Genomic DNA, 5,618 nt, shown 5'->3' on the forward strand with positions numbered 1-5,618 from the left:
GACAAAACCATAGTCGGCATGCGATCCCACGCCCTGGTCCCCGGCGGCTTCCACCACGCCGCCGACGTAGTGCACCAGCTTGCCCATCCAGGCCGGTTCGCCGCTGAAGGGTGCGTCGAAGTGGTCCTCCGGCAGGCCGAGGGAGACTGCGATGCCACGGAGCAGCTCCATTCCGACGCCGGACATCAGCTCGGCCCAGGCCATGGCCGACGGCTTGAGCTCCGGCATGGCCTCATCAGGCCAGAGGTTGTGGCCCTGCAACAGCCAGTAGGGCTGGTCGGCCGGGTAATCGTGGACGGGCTCGCGTTCGGGCGAGTAGTCGATCTGTTCCCGCGCGTCGGCCTTGCCCTGGGTGACTTCGGTGCCCATTCGGGTGTAGCCGCGGAAGTGTGGTGAGAGCCTGTTGTCCAGCTTCATCCGCTCCTCGAGGGGCAGCTGGAAGAAGCGCCGGAGCAGGCCCAGCAGTTCCTCGGCCTGGCCTGGGGCGGCGCCGTAGCCGGTGATCTGGAAAAAGCCAACGTTATGTGCGGCGTCCCGCAGCTGGTCGATAAATTCCGGGCTGAAGGAACCGTAAGGCTGGCGCGCGGTACTCAGGTCCAGAACTGGGATGGTGGCCCGTTCAGGTGACATATTCGGAGACTAGCACCGCGGGGTGGCTCCGCGGGAGGCAATATTGAGCCCGGTTTCGTCGCTTTACGGCGTGTGACGTGCGGCTTCTCAAACCGCGGTGCGTGTGCAAGATTCGTCGGGTAACCATCCCGAGCGGCTAAGAGATCTGGCTCTGTGACGCCGCGCCACCCCGGAAGGACTGCACAGCATCGGCGATGTCCGCCCTGCCGGGTAGGCGGCAGCCGATAGGCTCGTGGCATGGACGCAGCAGCACTCCGCGGTATCTGCCTGGCATTCCCCGGCGCCTTTGAGGACTACCCGTTCGGGCCGGAAACCGCGGTTTTCAAGGTCCGCTCCGCGGTGCCCGGCGGGACCCGGCACGAAGCCAAGATGTTCGCCCTCTCCGCGTTGAACCCGGACGACTTCGCGGTGAGCCTCAAATGCGAACCCGCCCTCGCCGAACAGCTCCGGGCGGCGCACCCGGAGATCACCGGCGCCTGGCACTTGAACAAGAAGCACTGGAACGGGGTCCGGCTGGACGGAGCCCTGCCCGACTCCATGATCCGCGACCTGGTGGAGGACTCCTACGACCTTGTGGTTGCCACCCTGAGCCGCCGGCAGCAGGAGCAGTTGGGCTGGGCCCGGCTCGCCCGCGGGGAGGCCCGGCCATGAAAGCGCCCCGGATCGCCGGCGGCGAACTGAACTACGCGGGGATCGGAGCCACCGAGGACGGCATGCCGCCCGAGGGCAGCGACTGCCTCGTCACCCAGGCCTACCTGGGCGACGGCGAGGCAGCCTACCGCCGCGCGGTGCAGGGGCTGCTGACCTGGCAGCTGCACAGGCGGGCCGGGCTGCGCGTCCGGGCGGAGTCCGACGTCGTGCTCCCCGGGACGCGCGTGGTGAGCGGCTTCGGCGTCGGCCCCTTCCGGATCAACGCGCCCTGCGAGGTGGTGTGGGTCCGCCGGCCAGTCCCCGGCGGCGGACCGCAGTCCGCCGGTTTTGGCTACGGGACACTGCCCGGGCACCCGGTCCGCGGCGAGGAGGCCTTCGAAATCTCCCTCGACGCGCAGGGCTTGGTGCTGATCACGGTCACGGCCTTCGGCGGTCCGGCCAACTGGTTCTACGCGGCCGGCAGTGCCGTCACCGCCCGGGCGCGCCGGCTGGTCACTTCCCGATACGTTAGGAGTGCACAAGAACTGGCCGCAGGCGTGAACTGAGCAGGAGCAGGTAAATGCTGAACCAACAGACCCTTGACCAACTGTGGGACTTTGACGACCCGGCCCTCTCCGAAACCCGGTTCCGTGCGGCAATCACGGATGCGGCCTACGACGCCGACGAACGCGCGGAGCTGGCCACCCAGCTGGGCCGGTCCATCGGACTGCAGGGCCGGTACGAGGAAGCGGATGCCCTGCTTGACTCGATCGACGGCGACGAACCCACGGTGGCGGTACGGGTGCTGCTGGAGCGCGGCCGGGTGCTGAACTCCAGCGGCCACGCCGAAATGGCGGTCCCGCTGTTTGAACAGGCCGCGGAACTCGCCGACCACCTCAGCGAGGAATTCCTGGCCGTGGACGCCCTGCACATGCTGGCCATCGCCGACCCGGCGCACGCCGAGACTTGGACCCGCAGCGCCCTGGAATACGCGTCCACGGTGCATGACCTCCGGACCAAGCGGTGGATGGTGTCGCTGCACAACAACCTGGGCTGGACCCTGCACGAAGCGGGACGATGCGCCGAGGCCATGGTCGAGTTCCAGCTTGCCGAGCAATGGGCGGAACGCGTCGGCACGCCGCGGCAACAGGAACTCGCGCGGGCAGCCATCAACGACTGCTGAGCCGCTGCCCCCAGACTGCAAGAATGGAGGACCCGATGCACCCCACCGAAAGGCGCCCCCGTGATCTTCATCGTCGTTAAATTCAAGGTCAAGCCCGACTGGTCCGAGCGCTGGCTCGGCCTGGTGGAGGACTTCACCCGCGCCACCCGGCAGGAACCGGGCAACCTGTGGTTCGACTGGTCCCGCAGCGTGGAAGACCCCAATGAGTTCGTCCTGGTCGAGGCCTTCAAGGACGACGCCGCAGGGGACCACGTCAACAGCAGCCACTTCAAGCAGGCCATGGCCGACATGCCGCAGGCACTGCTGGAGACGCCCCGGATCATCAGCCGCCAGATCGACGGCGAGGGCTGGGACCGGATGGGCGAACTCACCATCTGACCCATCGATTGCTCCGTTGGCGCCCTTTTGAGTCCTCAAAAGGGCGCCAACGGAGCAATCGCTACGCTTAATCCATGTGGATCGGCTGGATCGAACTCGATGTCCTGCTCGGCGATGTGCACAGCTTGAAGGAGAAGCGCTCGGTGGTGCGGCCGGTATTGGCCGAGCTCAGGCGCCGCTTCGACGTGTCCGTGACGGAGGTCGAGTACCACGACCAGTACCGCCGCACGGTGATCGGAGCCGGGCTCGTCGCCGCGGACCGGTCCCACCTCGTCGACGTGCTCACCGCCGTCGAACGCTTCGTAGCCGCGCGGCCGGAACTGGAGCTGCTCAGCGCCCGCCAGCGCGAACTCCGCAGCGACGACTGACCCCCCGTCGATTGCTCCGTAAACGCCCTTTTCAGGGGCCATAACGGCGCTTATGGAGCAACGGATTGGGGGTGTGGATAAGTTCTGCGGCCTTTGCGCCATTCTGGTCTGATGAGGCCATGAAAACCGCGCGCCCGTTGCCCGCCAATTTCCGGGAACGCCCCTTCACCATTGCCGAGGCCGCGGCGGCCGGGGTGTCGCTCAAGCGGCTCCGCCACCGCTCCCTGGCATCGCTGGGGAAGGGGATCCGGTCCGCTGGCACGACGGCGGACCTTCCCTTGGGCGTGAGAGTGCGGCCTTTCATTGAGGTCAATGAGCGATGCGCCGCGTCGCACCTCACCGCGGCGGAGCTTGGTTCGCTCCCGGCGCGGCGGCAGACGGAGGGACCGCAGATGTACCACGTGATCAGGCCAGAAGGCGCAGCCCATCTCAACCGGCCGCACATCATCGTCCACCGGATGAAGCTCTACGACGACGAGATCACCGTCCTGAACAGAATCCCCGTCACCACCCCCGAGAGAACCTGGCTCGATCTGGCCGAAATGTTGAGCGTGGACGAGCTCGTGGTGGTCGGCGACAGCTGCGTCCGCGTGCCGCGGTTCGAACTCGAGGGCAACGACACGCCGTTATGCGGCCTCGAGGATCTGCAGCGGATGATCGACAGACACAAAGGCAAGCGTGGAATCCGCAGGGCGAGGGAGGCCATTCGACTCATTCGGGTTGGCTCGGATTCGCCGCAGGAGTCTTTGCTGAGGCTTGCCTTGGTCCGCGCCGGCCTTCCCGAACCGGAACTGAACGTGCCGATCATCGACGACGCCGGTACCCGGCACCATGAACCCGACCTGTCCTACCGGAAATACCGGGTCGGCGTCGAATACGAGGGCGAGCACCACGGCGACGAGGGACAGATCGTCCGGGACATCGCCCGTTCGGAGCGGTACGAGGCGCTGGGCTGGGCCGAGGTCCGGATTTCCAAGCGCCACATGCACGATGACGCCAAGGCTGCCGTGGCCAAGGTCCGAGCCGCCCTGGTCCAGGCCGGCTGGCGCCCGTCCCGGAAGACCACATCGACTGCTCCGTAACTGCCGTTTTGAGGGGTCAAAAGGGCTGCTACGGAGCAGTCGATGGTGGTGGGGGTGCAGGGAAAGCTAGCCGAAGTACCTCGGCAGGGTCCCTTCGTGCGCCTCGCGGAGGGCGTCCAGGTTCATCGTGTCCACGCCGTTGATTTCGAGCGTGCCGCTCTCGGCATCGACGACGCCGATCCGGACGTGGGCGAAGCCGCGGGCGGTGCACATGTCCTTGAACCGGATTTCCTCCGAGCGCGGCACCGCCACGATCGCGCGGGCCTGGGACTCGGAGAACAGTGCGGTGAACAGGTCCACGCCGTCACGGTCCAGCACGTCCTGGAGGGCAATCCGGGCACCGACGCCGTAGCGCAGCGCGGATTCCACGAGGGCCGCCGCGAGGCCGCCTTCGGAGAGATCGTGCGCGGAGTCCACCATGCCGTCGCGGGAGGCGTTGATCAGGATCTCACCGAGTTCCCGTTCAGCGGCGAGGTCCACGTTCGGCGGCAGCCCACCCAGGTGCCCGCGCAGTTTGGACCATTCCGAACCGTCCAGTTCCGCCGCGGTCGTGCCGAGCAGGTAGATGGCCTGGCCGTCTTCCTTCCAGCCCGACGGCGTACGGCGCGCGACGTCATCGAACTTGCCCAGCACCGCCACCACCGGGGAGGGGTGGATCGGAACGCTGCCGGTCTGGTTGTAGAGCGAGACGTTGCCGCCGGTGACCGGGATGCCGAGGACCATGCAGGCGTCGGACAGGCCGCGGATGGCTTCGGCGAGCTGCCACATGACGTCGGGATCCTCCGGGGAGCCGAAGTTCAGGCAGTCGCTGACGGCCATCGGCACGGCGCCGGAGGTGGCCACGTTGCGGTACGCCTCGGCGAGGGCCAGCTGCGCGCCGTGGTACGGGTCGAGGTAGGTGTAGCGTCCGTTGGCGTCGGTCGCCAGGGCCACGCCGAGTCCGGTTTCCTCGTCCACCCGGACCACGCCGGCGTCGTCCGGGAACGCCATGGCCGTGTTGCCGCCGACGTAGCGGTCGTACTGGTTGGTGATCCAGGCCTTGCTGCACATGTTCGGCGACGCCACGAGCTCGGTGACGGCGGCGGCCAGTTCCGCCGGGGCGGACGGACGGCCCGCATCCTGGACCGACCCGGTGAAGGTGTCGGCCTGGAGGGAATCCTGCCATTCCGGGCGCGCGTACGGGCGGTCGTAGACCGGGCCGTCGTGGGCCACGGTCCGGGGGTCGACGTCGACAATCACGTCGCCGTCCCAGGTGATGATCAGGCGGCCGGTGTCGGTCACCTCGCCCAGCCAGGAGTACTCGACGGCCCACTTGTCCATGACGGCCTCGAACGCGGCAACATTCTC

General features: G+C 67.5%; 8 protein-coding genes. 6 read left to right on the plus strand and 2 right to left on the minus strand.

The genetic code is table 11. From position 1 onward, the window contains the following. Positions 1–630: 2-oxoglutarate and iron-dependent oxygenase domain-containing protein (locus AB4Y86_RS10685; RefSeq protein WP_441402212.1), on the minus strand; the 630-nt coding region annotated here is incomplete at its 3' end. A 237-nt stretch (positions 631–867) separates the two neighbouring features. Here AB4Y86_RS10685 and AB4Y86_RS10690 point away from each other — a divergent pair. The 6 genes from AB4Y86_RS10690 to AB4Y86_RS10715 all read left to right on the plus strand — a co-directional run bounded on the left by AB4Y86_RS10690 (position 868) and on the right by AB4Y86_RS10715 (position 4,271). Further along, on the plus strand, positions 868–1,281 hold the full coding sequence (locus tag AB4Y86_RS10690; protein WP_441402213.1) for an MmcQ/YjbR family DNA-binding protein: 414 nt from the start codon (positions 868–870) through the stop codon (positions 1,279–1,281). Further along, positions 1,278–1,826, plus strand: a complete 549-nt coding sequence (locus AB4Y86_RS10695) for a DUF1990 family protein (protein WP_441402214.1) — start codon at positions 1,278–1,280, stop codon at positions 1,824–1,826. Before AB4Y86_RS10690 ends, AB4Y86_RS10695 begins: the two co-directional genes overlap by 4 nt. Positions 1,827–1,840: 14 nt before the next feature. Further along, complete coding sequence (locus tag AB4Y86_RS10700) at positions 1,841–2,443, plus strand: hypothetical protein (protein ID WP_441402215.1); 603 nt, start codon at positions 1,841–1,843, stop codon at positions 2,441–2,443. 60 nt (positions 2,444–2,503) lie between these two features. Then, entirely contained in the window at positions 2,504–2,821 is a 318-nt protein-coding gene (locus AB4Y86_RS10705) for a putative quinol monooxygenase (protein ID WP_441402216.1), read from the plus strand. Between the two features lie 74 nt (positions 2,822–2,895). Then, the gene (locus AB4Y86_RS10710) at positions 2,896–3,189 is read left to right on the plus strand and encodes a DUF503 domain-containing protein (protein WP_441402217.1); all 294 of its coding nucleotides are present in this window, start codon (positions 2,896–2,898) and stop codon (positions 3,187–3,189) included. 119 nt (positions 3,190–3,308) lie between these two features. Then, positions 3,309–4,271: a hypothetical protein gene (locus tag AB4Y86_RS10715; protein ID WP_441402218.1), complete on the plus strand. Its 963-nt coding sequence runs from the start codon at positions 3,309–3,311 to the stop codon at positions 4,269–4,271. Positions 4,272–4,337: 66 nt separating this feature from the next. Here the strand turns inward: AB4Y86_RS10715 and AB4Y86_RS10720 are convergent. Beyond that, on the minus strand, positions 4,338–5,618 hold a 1,281-nt coding region (locus tag AB4Y86_RS10720; protein ID WP_441402219.1), incomplete at its 5' end, for an AIR synthase related protein.

The organism is Arthrobacter sp. 2YAF22_2 (assembly GCF_052114645.1).
GTDB lineage: Bacteria > Actinomycetota > Actinomycetes > Actinomycetales > Micrococcaceae > Arthrobacter.